Source organism: Flagellimonas abyssi (assembly GCF_019457905.1).
GTDB classification, from domain to species: Bacteria; Bacteroidota; Bacteroidia; order Flavobacteriales; family Flavobacteriaceae; genus Flagellimonas; species Flagellimonas abyssi.
In genome coordinates this window covers 188,843-211,691 of record NZ_JAHZSV010000008.1, presented here as the reverse complement: position 1 = coordinate 211,691, position 22,849 = coordinate 188,843, and the positions used below count along the sequence as shown (strand labels likewise).

Here is a 22,849-nt window from a genome sequence, read left to right as displayed (position 1 = left end):
AGAAATATTATGAAAAAAATATCAAATATACTAAGTCTCATAATCGCTGCACTGACAGTTATGCTGGGCTGCGAGAGCACTACCTTGGATGTAGTGGAGAGCCCCAATGCATTAAATCCGTCGCAGGCGAGCGTTGATTTCTTTTTGAATCAAATACAACTAATGACCGCCCAGATTCATTCCGGCGAAGAAGGTCGTGCCGAAAATGGCCTAAGTCAATTTGGAATGGAACCTGTAAGAATACAGCATGGATTTGGCCCTACCTATCGTGAAAGTTACGATCCTTCAGATTTTGATAGGGTTTGGGACAATGTGTATGCCAGGGCCTTGATAGACATTAGGACCATGAATCCTTTGGCCGAAGAAGCAGGTCAATTCACGCATATCGCCATTGGCCAAATTCTGGAAGCATATATCATGATGTCCATGGTAGACTTCTTCGGTGATGTACCTTACTCGGAAGCGGCAATGGGCGGCGAAGGAATCTTAAATCCAACGGTTGACTCGGGAGCTTCCATTTACCAAGCCGCAGACCAACTATTAGTGGATGCCATTGCCAATCTGAACAAGGATGAAACCTCCCTCCCATCGGATGACCTATTTTACAATGCCAATGAAGACCAATGGAAGAAAGTGGCAAACACCATGCGTTTGAAGCTATATCTTCAGACCCGTTTGGCCTCTGCCGAAGGTTTTGGAGCATCCGTTTCCACTTCGCGCATCAATGAATTGATTGCAGGCAACCAACTGATTTTGGATCCTGCTGATGATTTTTTCTTTCAATGGGGTACCAACAATGCTTCACCAGATAGTAGACACCCTTATTTTGATGCCAACTACGATGGTGCGGGACCAAGTTCGGACTTTTACACCTGTAATTATTATATGAATTTGATGGCCAACCAATATGGTGAACCTGACCCACGGATTCGCTACTATTTCTACAGACAACAAGAAGACTTTTCTGGTGCGGATGTAGTTACCAAGGAATGTGTTACCGAAATATCACTACCTGCATGGTGGGACCCCTCCGAACCCTACTGTTTGGTTCCCGCTACCAATGGCTTAAGTGGATATTGGGGACGAAATCATTTAGATGATGACGGTATTCCACCTGATGATGCCTTTAGAACGCTGCACGGAACCTACCCAGTTGGTGGACCGTTCGATGACAACTCTTTTAGGAATGTATCCGGTTCCGGAGCAGTGAACGAAGGGCTCGTAGGTGCGGGAATATCCCCTATTTTGATGTCTTCCTATACCTATTTCATGTTAGCAGAAGCTTCATTGACATTGAACACTACCGGAAGTGCAAGAGATTATCTGGAAACAGGCATACGACAATCCATTGGCACTGTTATGGACTTTGGGGCTTCTTTAGCAGAGGGTACAGGATTTGTCCCGACCTCAACAGCCGTCGACAACCATATTGCAGAAATATTGGCAGCATATGATGCCGGTAATGATACGGACAAACTTCGAATTATTGTGGAGCAATACTTTATTGCTTTATGGTGCAACGGAATTGAAGCATACAATACGTATAGAAGAACAGGTCAACCCGATAACCTGACACCTGCCTTTACCACCAACGACCCAGGACCATTCCTAAGGTCTATGTGGTATTCACAGACAGCTGCGGACAGCAACACGAACATTACACAGAAAAGTGCACCAAGTACTCCCGTGTTCTGGGACACCAACCTCGATGGATTTGTTGATTGATTTAATTCTAAAAAACAATACTTATGAAAAGTAACTTTAAATATATACTCGGTCTATCACTACTGATTTTGGGAATAGCGGCCTGTGAAGACGAGGACAAAAATCCACTCAACGTGTTTGAACTGGAAGATTCGGCCGCACCTTATGTAAGGATAAAACTGGACGAAACCATTGTTGCCAAAGGTGACTTGGCCAACTCCACTTTCTCCGGTACCGTTGACGACCCCAGTGACAATGTCGCATCATGGGATTTGAGTGTAACTTTGGAGTCTGGCGGGGTATCTTCCGACACCGTGCCGTTGGCAACAATAACAGAGTTCCCAAGCGATCTTTCCATTCCTTATACCGACATTGCCAGTGCACTGGGCATAACAGTGGATGATATCTCTGGAGGCGACTTCATCCGGTTTTTGGGAGAATCCACAGGAACAGATGGAACAGTGACCACAGTGGCCAACTATAGCGCAACCCTCACAGGACAGCCAGAACAATTACAAGCATTTAACTTTATCATTCTTGTTAAGTGCTCTCCCGTTTCAGGGACTACTGTACCAGGAACCTGGGTAATAGAGATGCAAGACCTATATGGGGACGGATGGGACGGAGCCTTTGTAACGTTCGAGATTGATGGGGCAACCACGGACTACACATTTACCGCTGGTGATGCAGCCACTTTTAATGTAAATGTACCCGAGGGAACCAGCAGTTTAGTGATTTCGTATACCAGTGGTGCCTTCGAGGAAGAACATGTTTACACTATTGAAACACCCGACGGGGAGGTTTTGGGCCCTTTTGGACCGAATCCATCTCCATGTATCAATTGATTTTTTACATATTTGTTCAAGAAAGAGACTCGCTTCATTTGGGGGCGGGTCTTTTTTTTTGATAAAAAGGTTCTTATAAATCGGGAAGAGTACTTGTTGTTGAGGATTTCCGATAAAACACAGGCATTGCCATAATTTGGCAACAGTAAAAATTAATATCCTAAAAACAGCCTTGAACCCAAAATATCCATTCAAAAGTATTTGTTTCATTTTTTGAATGTATTTGAATTAGTCCAAACTTCAAGGCTGTTTATTTCAATGGTAATTCAATATAGAATTAAGCCAATATCCTTGCTCAGGAATTAAGTGATTCCAATTACCTTTGTCCACTTAATAAAATAAGCTTGGACAAGACTTCACGATCAACCAATAAAAAAGCCCTTTTATCTCTCGCCATCGGTGGTTTCGGCATAGGCCTTACAGAATTTGTAATCATGGGAATTCTTCCCAATATTGCCGGTTCTCTTGATATTTCCATTCCTAAAGCGGGACATTTCATAGCCATCTATGCCCTTGGGGTAGTTATAGGTGCGCCCGTAATGGCAAGAATCACCAACAACCTCAATCCAAAGAAAACCTTGCTTTTCTTAATGGTTTGGTTTACCATTTTCAACACATTGTCGGCCTTTTCGGGCAATTATTGGACAATGATGGTTTTCCGTTTTCTTTCCGGTATGCCACACGGTGCATTTTTTGGTATTGGTGCCGTGGTATCGGGTTATTTGGCCAAACCGGGCAAAGCTGCTCAGGCCATGGCCGTAATGTTTTCAGGTTTGACCGTCGCCAATATTATAGGGGTGCCGCTAGGCACATATATTGGACAAGAACTGCATTGGAGCTACTCTTTTATGTTGGTAGGAGTTGCTGGTATTGCCACCTTTTGCAGCCTTTATTTTTGGATGCCAAAAGAAGGATTGGATGAAGCTGATGATTCCGACTCTAAAAACCCTTCACCCGGCCTAAAAAACAAAAAACTATGGGCTTTGATTGCCTTGACCACTGTGGGCACCGGCGGCTTTTTTGCCTGGTACAGCTACATTGCCCCTTTGGTAATCAATGTAACCAAGCTTCCCGAAGCAAACGTTGGATACGTTATGATCGTAGCAGGATTTGGGATGTTTTTTGGGAATTTTTTGGGAGCGAGAATGGTCGAAACTTTCAATCCCGTAAAATCCGTGGTCATAAGCATGTTTAGCATGACGATGATACTTCTGCTGAACTCCATTTTCGCAAGCAACAACATTGCCATATACGTACTTAGCTTTATTGTCGGCGTTATTACCTTTTCCATTTCGGCACCCATCCAAATAGCCATCATAAGAGCTGCCAAGGGCGCAGAGAAACTAGGGTCTTCCATGAACCAAAGCGCTTTTAATATGGGAAATGCCTCGGGCGCATATTTTGGCGGTCTGCCCATGGTTTTTGGACTAGGATTCAATTACGCTAGTGTTGTTGGCGGAGTTTTGGCCTGTATCGGTGGTGTTATAGGTATTGTGATTCTTTACATGGATAAATTATCTAAAAGAAAAAAAGAGTCTTAGTTTTACAGCATGATAGGTCTTTTACGAAAGAGCGCTTTTCTAAAGATATTCTGGAGTTTGATGGGCCTTTACCTATTGAACATCAGTGTGGATTCGCCGGACCGGTATCCCGATCATGTTCCCGAAGACCTATCCGTTAACGACCAAGAGAGTATTATCGAGATTTTGGTTGAAAAGGTGCTAGGATACGGGGATGTATTTAAAGAATACGACGACCCTGATAAAGAAGACCATAATAGCGGTTCCAGTTTTAAAATTAAGCTTACCGTACATCAACCCAATCATGATTATTCCCGATACCATATTTTGATGGGTAAAAAGAAAAAATTTCCGGATAAGAACTCTCTCTTGACCCATCTATACATCCAAAAGGACACCCCTCCTCCCGAAGTATGATTTGTTTTCTTAATCAAACCCGTCCCTTTTCACCATAAGGTCCGGGCAATTCAACATTCACATAAAACAAATCAGAATACATGAAAAACATCATAAAAAATATGATGCCGATAGTTCTATTGGCATCATCCAGTATAGCTTATTCCCAAATTAGTAATACCGCAAAAGACAGTCTTTACATAAATCAAATCGAGAAAAAAAAACAACCTGCCAAGGTGCTGCACGCAGAACCCTTATATATTGACCTGATACGTGACCTGGGTGCGCGAAAAGGGGAACGGGAATGGAACCTTGGATTGGGGCTGACAGACGAGCTCACTTTTGATTCCTACGAAGCTCTTATCGAGTACGAATGGGCCCCAATGGATAGGTTGGGCCTTGAAGTGGAGCTGCCCTTTACCTTTTATTCTCCGTTGGCGGACAATGGCGGGGTCGAAACACCTTCCAATAGATTGAACAGTATAAAAATAGCGACTCAATGGTCGTTCTTTGTAAATGAACGACTGGCCACTTCGATGGCAATCGGATATATCAATGAGTTCGAACTATCGGACTTCAGAAATTTTGGCAAGCCCTTGATTTCTGGAAATGTATACAACCCTTTCTTAGTGGTTGCCAAACGATGGGGCAACAATTTCCACTCCTTGGTGTATACCGGTCCTATGATAGGTCACGAATACGAAAGCGGGGAAGTACATACATCCTACGATGTTAACACTAGTTTCCACTACATGATTCCCGGTACACGGAACTTTATTGGGGTAGAGTTCAACAAAATCTGGGAGGGCAGTGATTTTGATATGACCATGCGCCCCCAAATGCGACTCGGAATCGCTGATAATTTAATGATAGGCATTATCGCGGGAGTTCCCATTAGCAGGGAGAATGAGCGTTTCAGTTCATTTTTGCGACTTATTTGGGAACCAAAACATAAGTAGTTTATAATCCATACAGAAACCAAGGGGCTTTTATGATAAGCCCCTTGATTTTATCTAAACAGATAAAAAAGCGAGTTTTAATTATAGTACTTACCTTTATCTTTAAATGTTTTGATGCTTAATTAAATCGGTTCCCTTTGAGACTCCTAATCGCTTTTTTATTATTTGTATTTTCTTCAACGCTAGTTGGTCAGGAGCTTCCCCCCATTAAAAATTATACCCCAAAGGAATATAATGGGGAATTTCAGAATTGGGGAATCACACAATCCCCTTCAAAGAACATTTATGTAGCAAACCATACCAGTCTTTTGGAGTTTGATGGAAGCAAGTGGCATCAATATAAGCTCCCCACCTCACCCATAATACGATCAGTAAAGGCTGTTGGAGACAAAATTTACATAGGATCCTACCGTGAATTTGGTTTTTGGACAAAAAAAGCAAATGGTGAGCTCATATATACCTCATTATCCCAAAAAATGGAGAACCCCATTTCCGAGGACGAAGAATTTTGGGATATTGTTGTCCTGGACCAATGGGTCCTTTTCCAATCACTGGACAGAATCTATATCTATGACAACCTTGAAAGCAGCTTTAAGGTGATCGAAGCAAAATCGGACAAGGCAAACATGGGCGTGGTAAACAACAATGTTTATTTTCAAATTGCTAAAGAAGGTTTGTTCACCATCCAGAATGGAGAGGCACAATTGATTAGCAACGACCCTGTTTTTACGAAAGAACCCATGGTTGGGCTGTACGGTGTTGGAAATGATCTGTTGATACTTACCGAAAGTTCTCGGTTTTACAGATACGATTCGGAAAATGTCACTCCCTGGGAAACCGCCATGGATGATTTGAACATCAAACTATATAGCAGCATTCGACTAAACGATAGTTCTTTTGTGCTCGGTAGCATATCCAACGGTTTTTATCACCTCTCACCGGATGGTGAGACTATCATTCGGAACATCGACCAGGAAAAAGGATTGAACAACAATACGGTTCTATCCCTTTTTGAAGATGCTGAAAACAACTTATGGCTTGGTCTGGACAACGGTATTGCGACCGTAAACCTCTACTCCCCCTTTAATGAATACGTCGACAAATTGGGCAACCTTGGGCTGGTATACGCCGCATTGAACCACGAAGGACACTTGTATTTGGGCACCAATCAAGGTCTGTTTTATCGTGAGACGGCTTCACAAGACAATTTTAGTTTGATTGATGGAACCGAAGGGCAGGTTTGGAACCTTCAACTTTTGGATTCCACTGTTTTCTGTGGGCACAACAATGGGACCTTCATTATCGATAATAACCAAGCAAAACTTATCTCTGATTACCCCGGAACATGGGGCGTAAAACCGATAAAAGGTCATGAGGAACTTTTGTTACAGGGAAACTATAATGGTTTGAGCATTCTTGAAAAGGTAGAAGGTTCATGGAAACTCCGCAATACCATCGATGGTTTCACAATTTCAAGTCGTTTTTTTGAGATGGATTCCCTTCAAGTAGTTGTGGACCATGAAAAAAAAGGACTGTATTTTATCGAGCTCGACCCAAGCTTCAGAGAAGTCAAACAAGTAACCAATGTAGAACGTATCGGTCACAGTTCTAATATCTTCAGTTTTCTGGATGAACTTTATTATAAAACAAATGCTGGAATCTATAATATTAATGGAGAAAATAATATTGAGATGGACAGCACCATGACCCAAACAATTTTTAATCAAGATGATGCGCAGGTCAGCATCATTATTCCAGAAAACTCTGAGCAGCGGCTTTGGTTTTTCACAAAATACGGACTCCAATACGTTACTCTAAGCACCCTTAGCAACAAACTGAACTCTTCCCATATTTCCATTCCCCAGGACATTCGTGCCAATTTTGGGGTTTCAGGATTTGAGAACATCTCAAAAATATCCGATTTCAAATATTTGATAGGGAGTTCCAACGGTTTTGTATCCTTAGACCTGACCAAGGTAGAACCTTCCAAACAAGAAGTGCAGATAAATTCCGTTTATTTCGGAGACTATCAAGAACTGGATTTTAAAGCTGCAAAAGATACCAAAGGAGCATTTGAATATGTCAACAATAATATTAGAATCGAGTACAGTGTCCCTGAGTTTGATAAATATACCGAAGTCCGGTACCAGTATAAAATGGAGAACCTGTACGAAGGTTGGAGCGAATGGTCCGAAAACACCGAGGTCACGTTCAAAAACCTTTCCTTTGGAGATTATACCTTTACCGTTAGGGCGATGGTGGGCAGTAACCTGAGTGAAAATACCGCTTCTTACAGTTTCACCATATTGCGCCCATGGTACCTATCAAATCTTGCACTTTTGATTTACATGGTGACCATTGGATCGGTGTTTATTTTGGTGCACAGACTTTACAATAATTATTACCAGAAAAAGCAGGAATCACTAATTAAAAAGAACCGCAAAGAACTTGAGCGAAGGGAACTGGAAAAGAAAGAACGTATAGCGCAAATCCAGACAGAGAAACTTCAAAATGAGATTGAAAACAAAAATCGCGAACTCGCTATCTCTACCATGAGCCTAGTAAAGAAAAACAAATTTCTTTCCTCCCTAAAATCTCAACTTAAGGAGGTGCCCAATAAGGACAGGAATATTCGATCAGTAATTAGGGAAATAGACCAGAACATAAACAGCGAAGATGATTGGAAGTTCTTTGAAGACGCATTCAACAATGCGGACAAGGACTTTTTAAAGCGAATCAAGAGTAAACACGATAGTCTAACCAATAACGATTTAAGATTGTGTGCCTATTTAAGGCTGAATCTTTCCTCCAAAGAGATTGCACCATTGCTGAATATATCGGTAAAAAGTGTAGAAATGAAGCGCTATAGGCTCCGTAAAAAGTTCGACCTGCCGCACCACGATAACCTTATAGATTACATTTTAAACTTTTAGGCGACTCTACTTTCCCACATCACTACACTACATTTCTTAAAATTACCCCTACAACAACTCTACATTTTGACAAATCACCTCAAATTCAGCGATTTGTCAGATAGCATAATCATACGTCTATTTTTTTCAAATCATCATATTTCAGGGACTTTAAATAGCAAAACATCAATTTTAACCCAATAAAATTACCGATGTAGGTTTTTTATAGAGGTAGCTCCTTTGTTAAGAAGACGTTAAGCCACCTACTTTTATGTCCAAACTAAATTTACTCGAAAATGAGATATGGAATCTTAACATGGATTGTGCTTTTATGCACTGCCTATGGATATTCACAAACTAAAACTGTAACAGGTACAGTATCCGACAACATGGGACCCATGCCCGGTGTAAACGTACTTGTAAAAGGAACGACCAATGGGGTTGTTACCGATTTCGATGGTGAATTCACCATTGACGATGTTTCCAATGATGACACCCTAGTGTTCAGCTACATTGGGTTTGTATCCCAAGAAGTGCCCGTTGGCACACAAACTGAAATCAACATTACATTGATCGAGGACACACAAGCCTTGGACGAAGTGGTTGTTGTAGGGTACGGTACCCAAAAGAAAAGTAACGTTATCGGGTCCGTGACCAGCGTTGAAGTGGAAGAAGCCACCAACGTACCCACTACCAACGTATCGGAAATGCTTCGGGGTAGAGCCGCTGGTGTTCAGGTAAACCTCGGGGATGCACGACCTGGAGGTAATTCCAATATCGTAATTAGGGGTAACGTATCTGTTGCACCCGGAGGAAATTCCCCTTTGATTATTGTGGATGGACTTCCCTTTGACAACCTTAATGATGTGGCACCCGACGATATTGCCAACATTGAGATTCTAAAAGATGCCTCCTCAACCGCCATTTATGGTTCAAGGGCATCCAACGGGGTTATCTTGGTAACGACCAAAAGAGGTAAAGTAGGGAAAGCTACTGTAAACTATCACGGTTATACCACCGTTCAAACATTGACCAAAAACTTTAACCAATACACTGGTTCACAATTTATAGACCTAAGAAGAGAGGCCAATAGAAATAGGTTCACTGGCGATTATTTGAGTGATGAGAACATATTTACACCTTTTGAACTAGAGGCCATTGAGAACCAAAACTTTGTAGATTGGGAAGATTTGGTACTTAGGGACGCTGTTATCCAGAGCCATGCTCTAAGCTTCTCCGCAGGTAGCGAAAAGACCAAGGTTTTTTCCAGCGTCAACTATTTTTCACAAGAAGGTATTATTCCAAATTCAGGTTTTGACAGAGGCACATTCAAACTAAACTTAGAACAAAAAATATCTGATAAATTGACTTTCCTAGGAATCATCAACTATCAGAACGCAAAGCAAGACCGTGAAACAGGAGGAATAAATTTTACCACAATAACACCACTTGCGCAGCCCTATACTGCGGATGGTGAGCTACAGAAGTTCTATCTGGGCCCATCGAACACATCTGTAAACCCCTTGTGGGACCAGAGAGAATCTGTAGATGAGACCAAAATCAACCTTACGGATGTCAACTTGAGCCTTATCTATGACATAGCACCCAACCTAAGCTATACATTGAAAACTTTCTTAAGGAACCGGAACACCAACCAAGGCGTTTACCGTTCATCACTGCACTCCGCGGGTGACGAAGGCATCGATGGATTGGGAGTGTTGTCCAACACCTTGTTCAAACAGGTGCTTGTGGAAAACATCCTAAACTATACCCCTCAAATCAATGACAAGCATAGTCTTGATTTGACAGCCGTACAGGCCTTCGATGAACGCCGTACCGAGTATACGCAATTGGATAAATCCGGATTCACCAACGATGCCCTCGGATTTAATGGCAACGCTACCGAATTGCTGAACAACGTAAGAGATGTTTCACAACGTAGGCTACTTTCTTTCTTGGGAAGGGTTAGATATGGTTATTTGGACAGATACCTTCTGGAAGCGACCGCACGTGCGGATGGTGCCTCGGTATTTGCCGAGAATAACAAATGGGGCTTCTTCCCTGCCGTATCCGCAGCATGGAAAATGCATATGGAACCCTTTATGCAAGATATCGATGCCATTAACGAAATGAAGTTTAGGGTAAGTTATGGTGCCACAGGTAATCAAGGTATCAACCCCTTGGAATCTTTAGGGGTTGCCGACGATCTACCTTATGTGTTTGGTGATGAAACCGTGGCAGGTGCCACCGCATCATCCCGATTGCCCAACCCTGACCTTAAATGGGAGACCACGACCACGTTGAACGCTGGTGTCGACTTTAGGTTGTTCAATAACCTTTTCCAAGGAACTTTTGAATATTACAAAGCCAATACTACCGACTTGTTATTGGACAGGGCTATTGCTGGAACCACAGGTTTTAATGTGATTCGATTCAATTCAGGTGAGATTCAAAACCAAGGTATCGAAGCGTCTTTGACCTCTAACATTATCCGAAAAGAAGATTTTAGTTGGTCTTTGGGACTTGTTTTCTCCAGAAACAGAAACGAAGTTATATCTCTTACAGGAGAACTTGATGACGAAGGAAACCCTATCGATATCACCGATGCAAATTCAGGAAGACGTTTGTCCGTTGGACAGTCCATCAACAATATCTGGTTGCCAAAATATGATGGCATTTATCAAGAAGGCGATGATATTGCCGGTTCTGGAAACCCATTGGCCCAGCCAGGTGATGTTCGTGTGGTGGATCAGGACGGCAATGGACAAATAGACAATCGCGATAACGTGTTCACAAACACGGACCCGGATTGGTACGGCTCCATTACCAACACCATTACCTACAAGAACTTTGATCTGTTTGCCGATATCTACATTGTGCAAAACGCAACAAGGTTAAATCCTGTTCTTGCCAACGGAGAGCTTTGGAAGGGTGCCATAAACGGTATCAGGACTAAATATTACACACCGGAATTTCCATCCACCGAATACCCAAGGCCAAAACCGGATACGCACTTGCACCTGTTCCCTTTTGCTGTAAGGGATGCATCCTACGTGAGATTACGTACGCTTACATTGGGCTACAACATTCCCAGGGATACGTTCTCCAAAATTGGATTACAAAGTGCCAAAGTATACTTAACCGGAACCAACCTGTTCACCTTTACCGATTTTAAGTCGTACAGCCCGGAACAGACGCCTTTAAACAATGATCAAAATGGCTCTGCTTTCCCCGAGACCAGAAACATAACCCTAGGTGTAAAATTAGGATTCTAAAAAAACTGTCATGAAAAATATATTTCAATACATAGCATCAAAAAGGGCATTGGCAATACTGCTTGCCGTTGCCACATTCGCATCATGCGAAAAAGAATTGGAGGACGAACTGTTGTCCGATACCTCGGTCGACTTCCTATACTCCACACCAGAGGGCTTGGAAAATGCCGTTGTAGGCCTGTACACACTTAACAGGAACCTTTACCAAGATTTAAGCTTGAATGGGACCTATCCCCTAATTCCGCAAGCTAAAAGCGATTTGGGCGTAGGCATCACCGGAGAGGTTTCCCTTTATAGCCGTTTGCTGTGGGGAGCCAGTTTGGGTGATTACGGTACCACCTCGGGCATTAATGCCTATTGGGTGAACTACTATAAAATAGTTGACCGGGCCAATGCCGTGATTCAAGGCGCGGAAAATTTAGAGGATATCGAGGAAAGTAGAAGAAATCAGATTCTTGCAGAGGCCAAATGTATGCGCGCCCATGCCTACTTCACTTTGTACCGTCTGTTCAACAACATCTTTATCACTACGGAGCCCACTACGCCCGAGAATGCATTTGATGTACCACAGGACAAATCTTCCGAAGAAGAAATCTTTGCACTTTTGCGTTCCGATTTGGACTTCGCCATAGCAAACTTGGATTACGCTACCCCTCAATTTGGACGTTGGGCACAAGGTGCCGCAAGACACCTGAGAGCCAAAGTGGCCATGTGGGAAAACGACTGGACCGAAGCGGCCGCTCAGACTGATGCCATCATCACAAGTGGCAGTCATAGTTTGACCGAGACCACGGCGGAAGTTTTTGCCGAAGAACTCAATCATTCCGAGACACTGTTCGCCATCAACTTTGAAAGACAAACTATCGGTGGCGGAAATCCCCATATCATGAACTGGAACATGGTATCTTCCTATGCAGATGCCCCAGGTTTGATTCAGTCCGTGGAAAATGGTGGCGCCGGAGCTGGATTTATTTCCTTGAACCAATACACCATCGACCTGCTCAACGAAGATCCCAACGATACCAGAAAAAATGGCACCTACTATATTTTCGAATATCTCTACAACGATGAGACCGCAGTGCCAGCTGGAAGCGAAATAGGCGACCCATTGGACCTATACGAAAACAGCGAAGATGATCAAAACGAGTTTATGCTTTACTACAGAAGGCAAAACCCTGGGATTATCAAGTTCCTTGATGAGACCGTAGAACCCACCGATAGAAATCACTTTAAGAACATTATGATCTATCGTTTGGCAGAGACCTATTTAATCGGTGCCGAGGCCCATATGATGCTGAACAATTCAGCCAAGGCTTTGGAATATCTTAATGCCATACGAACTAGGGCAAATACCGCCCCAGTGAACAGCATTGACCTGGAAACCATATTGGAAGAAAGGGCCCGCGAACTTGCTTTTGAAGGTCAACGTTGGTTTACCCTAAAACGTACCGGATTGTTGTACGATTACCTTTTGGACCATATGAACAACGACAACATGAACGAATCCTATCCCGAAGGAAATCCAAAAGATATTCTTAGGGAGTACATGCAAAATTGGCCCATTCCACAGCAACAAATGGACCTTTTAGGACCCAACTATCCACAAAACGATGGGTATAACTAAACCGGCACAAACTAGAATTAACTTATAACATTGAAAGATGAAAAAGCATAATAACAACAAGAACATATCCCGTTCAAAATTGCCCATAATGGCCCTATTAATGGCTTTGGGTATATTGGGAACCATTATTTCTTGCGAAACGGAGGACGATATTCCGCCTCCTTCCGCCTATGTACCACCAACACCGGAACCAGAGCCCGAACCTGGTGAAGACTGTGTGTTCTCCACTATCGTTCCTGAATTGTCCGAAGGAATCGATTTTGAGTGTGGGGGACCCGAAGTAGAGTTTTTTGGAGAAATTGATGGTTCTTTTAACTTGGAATACGTAGAAAATCCAGACCCTTCCGGAATAAACACTTCGGAAACCGTTGTAGCATATACACAGACCCCAAGTGTGGAGCCATGGGCAGGCTTCCTTTTTGACTTGGCAAGTAAAGTGGATTTTAACGAAATGCAAACCGTCAAAATAAAAGTCTATGCGCCAGCTGCGGACGAAGTAGTTCTTTTGAAATTTGAGGATAGCACGGACAACACTATTAACAAAGAGGTACAGGCGACCACAACCGTAGCCAATGAATGGGAAGAACTCTCATTTGTTTTTTCTCCAAGTGATTCCGATAAGTATGACAGATTGGTTTTGTTCTTCAATTTCAACGGAGAGAAGGACGCAGAATCCATTCATTACTTTGATGACATCGTGATGAGCGAAGGTGGCGAAGTGGAAGAGCCAGTTGAAACTGGTGAACCTACCGCTCCCGCACCCGACCCAAACATAGACCCAACAGAGGTAATTTCATTGTTTAGCGATGTGTACACCAACGTTACCGTGGACACATGGAGAACCGATTGGTCCAACGCAACATTGGAGGACATCGAAATTGATGGGAATGCGGTTAAAAAGTACAGTGAACTCAACGTTGCTGGAATTGAAGCAACATCCAATCCAATCGATGCTACCGGCATGACACATTTTAGAACCGATATCTGGACCGGTGATGCTACCGAATTCAGAATAAAATTAGTAGATTTTGGTGCTGATGGAGCCTACGATGGTGGCGATGATGTTGAGCATGAAATTGTATTTGAAGCACCCACACAACAAGAATGGGTGACCTTGGATATTCCATTATCTGATTTTACTGGACTTACAACTAAGGAGCATATTGCACAATTGCTATTTATCAGTACACCCTCAGGAGCAAATACAGTTTTCGTGGACAATGTTTTCTTTTATAATGAAGCTGGAGTATCCGACACCCCTTTATCGGGAGCCCCAACACCTACAGTCCCTGATAATTTTGTGATTTCCGTATTCAGTGACACATATACTGATGTTTCCGGTACAGATTTCAATCCAAATTGGGGACAAGCTACGGTAGTTACACAAGAAGACATAGCTGGCAACAACACTTTGAAATATGACGGCCTGAACTATCAGGGAACTCAATTCGAAAATGCATTGGATGTTTCTGGAATGACGACGATTCATTTGGATTATTGGACGCCTGATTCTTCCGACCTTAACCTATCTTTGGTTAGCACAGGTCCTGTTGAAATACCTTATCCAATTAACGTGACCACTGGTCAGTGGGTAAGTGTGGATATTCCTTTGACAGAGTTCTCCGGTACAGTTGATTTATCAGACGTAATCCAATTGAAATTGGATGGAAATGGAACCATCTTTTTAGATAACATTTATTTCTTTTCACCACCTCCCACAGAGCCTGTAGCTGGGGCACCGACCCCAACCTTGGCACAGGCCGATGTATTATCTATATTCAGCGATACCTATACCGATGTTGCCGATACCGAATTTAATCCTAATTGGGGGCAGGCAACCGTGGTTACACAAGAAGACATAGATGGGAACAATACCTTAAAGTATGCAGGTCTCAACTATCAGGGAACACAATTCTCATCTTCACTGGATGTTTCTGGTATGACGATGATCCACGTAGATTATTGGACGCCGGATTCATCAGCCCTTAATTTATCTTTGATAAGTACAGGACCCGTAGAAACTCCATATGCATTCGAGGTAACTGCAGGAGAATGGGTAAGTGTAGACATTCCTTTGACAGAGTTCTCCGGTGTAGTTGATTTAACCGATGTAATTCAATTGAAATTTGATGGAAATGGAACTATTTTCTTAGACAATATCTATTTCCACTAATCATATAATGAAAAACAGATCATAAATTGATTTGAGTTAGTTAATTAAGCAAACGGATGAGCTCCTTTCCCAAAAAGAAAGGAGCAAAATCCAACTAAGGTTTTCTATGAAAAACAAATTGTACATTCACCAAATAGTAAAAATGAGCATTTTCAATATTTCCATACTGTCCCTCCTACTGACAATTTCTTGTAGTTCGGGGGATTCAGACTCCAACGATATTCCTACTAACCTCAGCGTGGACATTTCTGTTGTTGGGTCAAACGACAACAATCCTAATGGGGATGGTTCAGGAACGGTGCAGATAACCGCTTCCGCCAATAATGCGGTCAGGTATGCGTTCCGTTTTGGAACAGGGGACCAAATTGACAGCGAATCTGGAAATATTGAACATACCTTCCTTCAAGATGGAACAAACACCCACAATATTACCGTATGGGCCTACTCCGGGTCCGGCGCGTTCGTAAACGAAAGTTACAGCGTAGATATTTACAGGTCCGATGAGGCTTTTGCCAAATTGGTCTTCTCCGATGAATTTGAAAACGAAGGCAGACCGGATGACCAAAAGTGGCATCATCAGATAATCCCCCCGAACAACGGTAGCTGGCACAATGACGAATTACAGCACTATACCGATAGGGAGGACAATTCCTATGTGAACGATGGAACCTTAAAAATAAAGGCCATCAAAGAGCAGTATTCATATAACGGAAGTACAAAAGAATATACCTCGGCCAGATTGAACGCCAAGTTCGCTTTTACTTACGGACGCATAGAGGTCCGGGCCAAACTTCCTAAAACGGCGGGTACATGGCCGGCCATTTGGACGTTAGGTGCAAACTCGAATGAAACCGGAAACTATTTTGGAGATCAATACGGCAATGTAGGGTGGCCTCTTTGCGGGGAAATCGACATTATGGAACAAACCGGATGGGATAAAAACAGTACCATTTCACATTATCATTGGGGAGATTTAAACACAGAGGTGTACAGCGATGAAGGAGGTGAAATAGCCGTAGAAAATGCAGATTCAGAGTTTCATATATACTCCATGGAGTGGGACAGCGAAAGTATTAAAACCTATGTGGACGATAACTTGGTATATGAATTTCAGAATGGTAGTAACAAACCATTTAACCACGAACATTATTTGTTGCTGAATATTGCAATAGGTGGAAATTTGGGTGGTGATGTACCTGCGAATTTCACCGAAGACATCTTTGAAATTGACTATGTAAGAATATATCAGTAAACACAATTCCAGTGCAAAGGGGTTAGATTGCTGAGCATTGTTATTTCAAGATTTTGGAAAAGTAAAAACTATTAACTTATTCCAACCAACCAAAAGCCGGAGTTTAGACTTCGGCTTTTTTTATTGACCAAGTTCCTTTGCCTCAAAAGAGACCAGCTCTTGATTACTGAACCTTGCAGTGGCCTCGATGGGATTGCAACATACTTCGCAATCCTCTACATAGGTCTGTTGCGGCACAGAGCTATCCAACAAAAAGGAAATTTCTTCCCAACAATATGGACATTGAAAAAAATGCTCGTACATGGCCTAAAAATCAATATTGAGCAGTTGACCACTAACTTGAAGCATTTGAAGTTCTGCCAATTTTGCGTTGTATTTGGCTTGGCTCTTGGCCAACTCGGCATTCAATAAATTCAACTGGGCCTGTCGGAACTCTATGGAAGTTACCTGACCAAGTTTATATCTTTCATCGGTACGGTTGAAGTTGTTCTGGTTGGTCTGCAAGTTTTTCTCCTGGACCTGTAAAACATAAAGCGCATTGGTATAACTGTCCCATGCATTTCGGATATCCCTTTCTACCTCCAACTGGATCTGTTTTTTTGCAATCTCTTGATTCTGGTAGGCAATTTTGGCATTTTTTATCCCAGTGATGGTAGTTCCTCCATCAAACAAATTCCAGGTAAGGTTCACGGTTCCCGTTACCCCTGTCGAGGTGTTTTGCAAGGCAAAGGCCAACGGACTGTTATTGCTGGACTCGTTCCAACCATACGTTCCGGTAAGTCCAATGGTGGGCAAGTAGCCACTTTTGGCTATTCTGACGTCGTTGAGACCCATATTTATGTCCTTTTCCACAATTTGAAGCCTAACATTGTTCATTTGGGCCTCATTGTACATATTTTCCATTTGAAGCCCAGGAACAAAAGTCACAGTAGTATCCGCAGCAAACTTAGCCGATAGGTCTCGGTTAAGAATAAGGTTCAAGTCCCTCATTGTATTTCGAAGCTGCTGTTTGGAATTCAATAAATTGATGCTATCCGTATTGATATCCACTTCGGCATTCAACACATCCAGACCGGTATTCTGTCCAAACTCAAATTGGTACTGTGCCCTTTTGAGCCTATCCTTGGAAATCTCCAAGGCCTGTTCCAAAGTAGCCGTATTCTCGGTAAGGCGGGCCGCTTCGTAATACACGGTGAACAATTGTAAAATAGTATTTTCAATGGTCTGTCTGACCTCCAATTCGGATTGTTCCGAGCGTTCCTGAAAGCTCTTATAATTGTAGTACCTCCCCAAGCCATCGAACAACGTATAATTCACATTCACAGCAGCGCTGTACCTTCGGGTCTCCGCCCCTTGAGCTGTCCTGGTATCCCCGTTGGCCAAAACCCCTTCCGAATTTTGCTTGTCTATACTACCGCTGGCATTCCCCGTAACCGAAGGCAAGTAGCCCGAATTTAGAATATCTGCGTTGTTCTCATCAATTAACCTGGTATTTCTAGCGACCTTGATATCCAAATTGTTTTCCAAAATAAGGTTGATCGCCTCCTGCTTGGTAAGCACCTCATCTTGCGCACTTGCGGAAAGGCCAAGAAATATCAAAATTAGGGGTAGTCTATAAAAAAAGCTTTTCATTATCTGGTCTCTTCTGCAACGTTTGGGGTTTCTTCTCCGTTTTGCGGCATATTGCTGTTGTCACTTCCGTTCAGGCTTACACTATTTGAGTACATCTCTTCTTCTTCATGCTGTTCGCGAATGGCTCGTTCTACTTCCTCTGGTGTAACCTCTTCGCCTGTCCATAAGCGTTTTGTCAGCACTTTGACATTGTTTCCAAAGGAAAGTAGCAATGGTAGCATGAGCAACGTTAAAATAGTGGCAAAGGCAATTCCATAGGCAATGGAAATGGCCATTGGCTTTAAGAACTGTGCTTGGCGGCTCTTTTCCAAAAGTAAGGGTGCTAAACCGGCAATAGTGGTTACCGATGTCAAGAAGATGGCCCTAAAACGTGAACGACCAGCTTCATAAATGGCATCATCGAACTTCATTCCATTTCTTAGATTGATGTTGAACTTGCCAATGAGCACCAATCCATCGTTTACCATAATACCTATCAGTGCGATAATTCCCAACATGGAAAGAATATTGATCGGGAAACCGTGCAACCAATGTCCCCATGCCACCGCTGTTAAACTGAAGGGCACCATAAAAATCAACAATAAAGGTTGACTAATACTTCTAAAGGTGAAGGCTATGGTTATAAAAATGAGGAACAATACAATTGGACCCACAAATCCAAGTGAACCAATTAGTTTGTTGGCCTCCCTGTTCTGTCCTTCATAAGATGGGCTTATGGTTGGATATTTTGCCAGAATATCGGGCAATACCTCGTTACGTATCCACAACATGGCATCTGTTCCACTGGTGGTCTCGGGATCCGTTAAATCGGAAGACACCTGAATTTCCCTTCTACCTTCCAAATGGTTGATGGCCACATCTCCTCTTTCAATGGTATACGTAGCTATTTCCTTTAATGGAATCCGGTCACCGCTTGGGGCCAAGATTCGCATCTCGTCCAAATCGGAAATTGATGATCTGTTCTCCCTATCATATCGTACCCAAACCCTTATTTCATCCTGTCCTCTTTGGAAACGCTGCGCCTGTGCGCCGAAGAATCCGCCACGAACCTGGTTCATTACCGTACGAAGGTCTAACCCGAGCGAATATGCATTTTCCTTAAGCTGCAATCGTATCTCTTTGATTCCGGCCGGGTCATTGTCCGTTACGTCCTTTAGATTGGAATTGGCTTCCATAGCTTGTTTAAGCTCCATTTTGGCCGCCTTTAGCTCTTCTATATTGTTACCCAACAAGGAAACTGATACAGGATTTCCTCCAAAGTTACCTCCTGAACCATAAATCAAGCTTTCCACTCCAATTACCGGGCCTACGAGCTCACGAAGTCTTGTGGTCACCATATCGGCACGTATCCCATCCGGCCTTTCCTCTCCGGGCAGGAGGTTGATTTCCAATGTTGCCGTGGATGAACCGGGGCCAAGGTTTTTTATCATATTCACAAAGAGCATTTTGTCCATGCCCTGCAAATATTCATCTGTCAATTCTTGGTTTACGATATGTGCCTTTTCTTGAATAAGACTGATAATGGAATCGGTAACCTTTTCATTGGTGCCGTTGGGCATAGTCAGGTCTATGGAGACCTGATCACTGGCAATTCTTGGAAAAAATGCAGTTCGGATAATTCCTCCTCCAATGGAGCCCAGCGTTAAGACCAAAGCCATAAAGAAAAGGGCAAAGGTCAAAAACTTGTAGTTCAGCATAAAATGGAGGGCCGGGCTGTACCACTTATCACGCATATAGTTCATTATCCGGTCACCAATCTTATTGATGACGCGTAGCTCGGCAAATACCTTGGCAATGCCTGTTTTGGGTTTATCACTTTGTGGGTGCAAGGCTTTTGAATGTGCCAAGTGAGCGGGCAATATAATCAACGCTTCTACTAAGGAAACTACCAAAGTGAGAATCACTATAACAGAAACCTCACTAAAGAATTCCCCAATTCTACTATCAAGGAACAAGAAAATGGAAAATGCCAATATGGTAGTGATGATAGCCGAAATAATGGGTGGTATCACCTCCATGGTCCCATCCAAGGCGGCTTGCACGGGTGATTTTCCATCTTCGTAATGTTGATAGATATTCTCTGCGATCACGATTCCATCATCCACCAGAATACCGATTACAATAATCATCCCGAAAAGGGATAGTACATTGATGGTGACATTGAACATGGGGGCAAAAACAAACATTCCCAAGAATGCAATGGGAAGACCAAAGGCTACCCAGAATGCCAATCTTGTATTCAAGAAGAGGGATAGAAACACCAATACCAAAATCATCCCCACAATGGCGTTCTCGGTCAAGAGTTCAGTCCGTTGGGTCAAGGTGGTGGAACGGTCATCGATTACATCCAACCGTACATTGGTATATTTTTCGTTGAAATCGCCGATATATTGTCGGACGTTTTCAGCAGAGCCCATGAGGTCTTCTGTATTGGTACTTGTTATGGTAACATTTACGGCAAGTTCACCATTAAAATATGAAGCGTTGGGCGTTTCGGAAAATCTATCCCGAATAACGGCAACATCCCTTAAACGCACTGCACGTCCAGCAGCATCGCCCCGGATTACAATATTGGAAAGTTCATCACCATAATACGAACGATTGTTGGCCCTGATCAGGTATTCTTCGGTCACGGTCTTAATGTTCCCTCCCGTTACCAAAATATTGGCATTGGAAACGGCTTGTGCCACATCTGTAAAAGATAGATTGTACGCTAAAAGACTGTTTTCATCTACGGCAATCTCAATTTCTTCGTCCGGATAGCCGTCGATTTGTATTTGGGATATCCCATCAATGGCGCGTAAATCGTTCTCTATTTGACGTGCAATTTGCTTCAGTGTCGCCAATGGAATATCTTTTCCGCTTACGGCAAAACTGATAGTAGGCCTTACAGGTTCTTGCTTGGCAACAATCAAAGGTTCCATACCGGTTGGGAAAGTAGGTACTCGGTCCACTGCATTTTTCACCTCCAATAGCATGAAATCCACATTTCTTTCCTTCTCGATCTCCACATTGATAGTACCGCTGTTCTCCCTTGAAGTGGAAGTTACCCGCTCCACTCCTTCGAGTCCTTTTAGGTTGTCCTCAATTTTGAGGACAATACCCTCCTCTATTTCTTGTGGAGACGCGCCCGGATAAGCAATGGTAATGGTAATGTTCCTAGCTTCATTGAGTGGAAAAAATGATGATTTTAAGGAAAGAATCCCTACGACCCCAAAAACAAAAAATGCCAAAATAAAGACATTGACTGCCATGTGGTATTTAATAAAATACGAGATGAGATTTCTCATGGCGGGGGTTTTTATGATTTACTTTCGTCAAAAGTGCGCACCAACATACCAGCATAGGCACCAGTAATCGGTTTGGCCACGATCACTTCACCGTCAGGAACATTCTTGAGCACAACGGTCTTATCCGTAAAAAACACAGGGTTAACATCCATTAGGTCCAAAATGGAGTCCCGTACCACAAAAATTTGATTGTTTTCCAATAATAGTGATCTATTGATCTCAATGGCGTTGGGTTCTTCCTTGGCCTCGAGATTGGCCTCGAGATATTGGCCTTCTTTCAAATTATCACCTTTGACCTCTATGTACACCATTATGGTCTGTGAATTTTGGTCTACCCTACTATTTACGCGTGTGACCTCTCCCATGTAGGTCTGGGTCTTTTCTAAATTACTGAGTTCTACCTTACGGCCCACTCTTAAGAAATCCCCGTAGGTTTTGCTTACGGATACTCCCAATTCATATAATCCAGTATCAATAAACTCCCCTAGTTTTTGTCCCGATCTCACCAAAGTCCCTTCAGTGACCAAAGCCTCGGTCAATACTCCTGTAAATGGGGCTGTTATGGCATATTTGGACAAACGCTGTTCCAAATTCTTGACATTGTAATATGTTGTGATGATTTCCCTTCCAGTTATAAAAAACTTTTCTTTTTCGGAATCCAATTTTGGAAGTTCCGGTGTGGTCTTCTCCAAATCGAACTCGTTGAGATATTGCTGCCATTTAGGGTAGATCTCTGGATAATCCAGTCTAAGGTCCGGCATTATGGAAGTAAGCAAATTGTACAGATTACTTTTGGCTGATTGTACAGTGGCATAATACTCGCTAGCGTCTATTCTGATAAGTGTTTGGCCAGCGGCATATTCCTGCCCAGTCCGGAACAATTTACTTCCCGGCCTAAAAACGCCCTGTACTTCGGAGTAAAGTTCGACTCTCTTTTTGGCTTGAAGATTTCCATTTGCGGGAACCATTATAGGTACGGTGGTATTCTGAACTGTATCTACAAAGACTGTCTTAACTATTTTTTGTGATGGCGGTCTTTTATTTTCTTTGCTGTCGGCGATCAAGCCGGCAAAATATAGGGAGGCAAAAATAATTATACCTCCAAGAACAGCCGATATTATTAGCTTTCGCATGCGCTAGTTGGTTTAGTCGGTGCAAATCTATCCCCTACATTTTTTACAATGGTTAAATATTTCATAAAATCTATCGAAAATTTTGTCACAAAAAAAAGGGGATACACGCCTGTATCCCCAAACCAAACAAACTA

General features: G+C 42.7%; 14 protein-coding genes. 10 read left to right on the top strand and 4 right to left on the bottom strand.

What is annotated here, in order from left to right; translation table 11 throughout:
- The first annotated feature begins 9 nt into the window (after positions 1–9).
- The 10 genes from K1F36_RS08460 (at position 10) to K1F36_RS08415 (ending at position 16,660) form a co-directional block, all read left to right on the top strand.
- Positions 10–1,725: a SusD/RagB family nutrient-binding outer membrane lipoprotein gene (locus K1F36_RS08460; RefSeq protein WP_220113429.1), complete on the top strand. Its 1,716-nt coding sequence runs from the start codon at positions 10–12 to the stop codon at positions 1,723–1,725.
- A 23-nt stretch (positions 1,726–1,748) separates the two neighbouring features.
- Entirely contained in the window at positions 1,749–2,549 is an 801-nt protein-coding gene (locus K1F36_RS08455; protein ID WP_220113428.1) for a hypothetical protein, read from the top strand.
- A 344-nt stretch (positions 2,550–2,893) separates the two neighbouring features.
- Positions 2,894–4,090, top strand: a complete 1,197-nt coding sequence (locus tag K1F36_RS08450; RefSeq protein WP_220113427.1) for an MFS transporter — start codon at positions 2,894–2,896, stop codon at positions 4,088–4,090.
- Between the two features lie 9 nt (positions 4,091–4,099).
- On the top strand, positions 4,100–4,486 hold the full coding sequence (locus tag K1F36_RS08445; protein ID WP_220113426.1) for a hypothetical protein: 387 nt from the start codon (positions 4,100–4,102) through the stop codon (positions 4,484–4,486).
- Positions 4,487–4,566: 80 nt separating this feature from the next.
- Entirely contained in the window at positions 4,567–5,424 is an 858-nt protein-coding gene (locus K1F36_RS08440) for an HAEPLYID family protein (protein ID WP_417943946.1), read from the top strand.
- Between the two features lie 137 nt (positions 5,425–5,561).
- The gene (locus K1F36_RS08435) at positions 5,562–8,357 is read left to right on the top strand and encodes a helix-turn-helix and ligand-binding sensor domain-containing protein (protein WP_220113425.1); all 2,796 of its coding nucleotides are present in this window, start codon (positions 5,562–5,564) and stop codon (positions 8,355–8,357) included.
- Between the two features lie 275 nt (positions 8,358–8,632).
- Positions 8,633–11,611 (top strand): SusC/RagA family TonB-linked outer membrane protein, encoded by a 2,979-nt coding sequence (locus tag K1F36_RS08430; RefSeq protein WP_220113424.1) that lies wholly within the window; start codon positions 8,633–8,635, stop codon positions 11,609–11,611.
- Positions 11,612–11,621: 10 nt separating this feature from the next.
- Positions 11,622–13,235 (top strand): RagB/SusD family nutrient uptake outer membrane protein, encoded by a 1,614-nt coding sequence (locus K1F36_RS08425; RefSeq protein ID WP_220113423.1) that lies wholly within the window; start codon positions 11,622–11,624, stop codon positions 13,233–13,235.
- 37 nt (positions 13,236–13,272) lie between these two features.
- On the top strand, positions 13,273–15,408 hold the full coding sequence (locus K1F36_RS08420; protein WP_220113422.1) for a carbohydrate binding domain-containing protein: 2,136 nt from the start codon (positions 13,273–13,275) through the stop codon (positions 15,406–15,408).
- A gap of 106 nt (positions 15,409–15,514) precedes the next feature.
- Positions 15,515–16,660, top strand: a complete 1,146-nt coding sequence (locus K1F36_RS08415) for a glycoside hydrolase family 16 protein (RefSeq protein WP_258538991.1) — start codon at positions 15,515–15,517, stop codon at positions 16,658–16,660.
- 120 nt (positions 16,661–16,780) lie between these two features.
- On the opposite strand, the gene K1F36_RS08410 is transcribed toward K1F36_RS08415, so the two are convergent.
- Genes K1F36_RS08410 through K1F36_RS08395 form a run of 4 tightly spaced genes read right to left on the bottom strand, consistent with a single transcriptional unit; the run spans position 16,781 to position 22,715 of the window.
- Positions 16,781–16,963 (bottom strand): CPXCG motif-containing cysteine-rich protein, encoded by a 183-nt coding sequence (locus K1F36_RS08410; protein WP_207035407.1) that lies wholly within the window; start codon positions 16,961–16,963, stop codon positions 16,781–16,783.
- 3 nt (positions 16,964–16,966) lie between these two features.
- Positions 16,967–18,292 (bottom strand): TolC family protein, encoded by a 1,326-nt coding sequence (locus tag K1F36_RS08405; RefSeq protein WP_220113421.1) that lies wholly within the window; start codon positions 18,290–18,292, stop codon positions 16,967–16,969.
- On the bottom strand, positions 18,292–21,582 hold the full coding sequence (locus tag K1F36_RS08400) for an efflux RND transporter permease subunit (protein ID WP_220113420.1): 3,291 nt from the start codon (positions 21,580–21,582) through the stop codon (positions 18,292–18,294). The genes K1F36_RS08405 and K1F36_RS08400 overlap by 1 nt, the downstream gene beginning before the upstream one ends.
- An 11-nt stretch (positions 21,583–21,593) precedes the next feature.
- The gene (locus K1F36_RS08395) at positions 21,594–22,715 is read right to left on the bottom strand and encodes an efflux RND transporter periplasmic adaptor subunit (RefSeq protein ID WP_220113419.1); all 1,122 of its coding nucleotides are present in this window, start codon (positions 22,713–22,715) and stop codon (positions 21,594–21,596) included.
- Positions 22,716–22,849: the final 134 nt, after the last annotated feature.